Annotated in this window: 2 protein-coding genes; one reads left to right on the plus strand and one right to left on the minus strand. The window is 70.9% G+C overall.

Annotation, left to right across the window (positions count from 1 at the left end):
• Positions 1-1,170, minus strand: a 1,170-nt coding sequence (locus QK444_RS36200; RefSeq protein ID WP_282786618.1) for a serine hydrolase domain-containing protein, incomplete at its 3' end; no start/stop codon positions are given.
• Positions 1,171-1,206: 36 nt separating this feature from the next.
• Between QK444_RS36200 and QK444_RS36205 the strand changes: the two genes are divergently transcribed.
• Positions 1,207-1,490, plus strand: a 284-nt coding sequence (locus tag QK444_RS36205; protein WP_282786620.1) for a TetR family transcriptional regulator, incomplete at its 3' end; no start/stop codon positions are given.

Raw genomic sequence — 1,490 nt, forward strand, 5'->3', positions numbered from 1 at the left:
GGCGAGGAGGGTGATCAGGACCCCGAGGGCGAGCGCGTAGGTCCGGTCGGGCGGCCGCGGGGTCGCCGCGCCGCCGGAGAGCAGTTGCGCCAGCCCGAATCCGGTGTCCAGCAAATGTGATTCGTGCAGAATCCCGTAGGCGTCGACGAGCATCACCACGGCCCGCTCCCGCTCCGGCAGCAGGATCACCTGCGCGAAGTAGCCGGGAGCCGCGCCGCCGTGCCAGATCGCTGGCGTGTCGGTGCCCGCCAGCGTCCGGCTACGCCAGCCGAGCCCGTAGGAGTCGTCCGCACCGGTCCGCACCGCCGGCCGGAACATGGCTTCGCGCTGGTCCGCGGTGATGCCGCCGCCACCGAGCGCGGCGCGGGCGAACGCGGCGGCGTCGCCGAGGGTTCCGCCGAGGTATCCGTAACCGACGCCCGCCGGGTCGTAGCCGGTGGCGAAGGCCACGGGTCGGCCGAAGACGAACCGATGCCCCCGGGGTACCCGCTGCGCCTCCGCCGCGCTCGTCACGGCCGCGCTCATGCCGATCGGTTGGAGCACCCGTTCGTCGAGCACCCGCGCGAACGGCCTGCCGGTGACCGCCTCCACCACCGCAGACAGCAGCAGGTAGTTGGTGCTCGAGTAGTGGTGGCGCGTGCCCGGCTCGCTCACCAACTCGGCGTCGGCCAGGTCCGGCAGCACATCCCCCGGTCGACGATCCGGATCGGTGCGATCGGTGTAGCGGGTCGTGGTGGCGAGGCCACTGGTCTGTTCGAGCAGGTGGCGCAGGGTGATACGGGCCGAGCGGGTGGCGTCCCGGAGCCGGAACGACGGCAGGTATTCGGTCACGGGCGCGTCGAGGCGCAACTCCCCGGCCGCGGCCATGGCGGTGATGAGGGTGGCGGTGACCGGTTTGGCGACCGAGCCCCACAGGAACGGCGTCGCCGCGGTGATCTCGCGGCCGTCCCCGTCGTGCCCGAAGGTGCCGGTGTGCACGGTCCCCGATTTCTCCACCACGGCGTAGGCGAACCCCGGCAGATCGGCCTGGCTCATCCGGGTGCGCGCGAAATCGTCCATGCGTGAGAACAGGTCCGCACCGCCGGAGCGTTCCGGTTCCGTAGGGGCGCAACCGAGCAGCAGCGCGAGGACCGGCAGCAGCCACGCCGATCGCCGTAGCAATATGTTCATATTGGAACGGTAACCATATGACGGTATGGTTGTCACGTGCCACGTTTCGCCGACCACGATCAACGCCGCGAGCAGATGGCCCGCGCCTTCCAGCGCCTCCTGGCCGACGACGGCCTCTCCCGCGTCACCTTCGCGCGCGTCGCCGCCGAGGCGGGCATCTCGGTCGGACTCATCCAGCACTATTTCGCCGACAAGGACGCCTTGCTGCGGTTCGCCTACGCCGACTGCCTGCGCCGCATCGACGCCCGCATCGCCACCCGCATCGAGGCGGGCGAGGCGGCGCGCGAACCGATTTCGACCATGCTGCTCGACTGTCTGCG

Origin of the sequence: Nocardia sp. CC201C (assembly GCF_030010695.1) — a bacterium.
In the GTDB taxonomy this organism is placed as follows: Bacteria; Actinomycetota; Actinomycetes; order Mycobacteriales; family Mycobacteriaceae; genus Nocardia; species Nocardia otitidiscaviarum.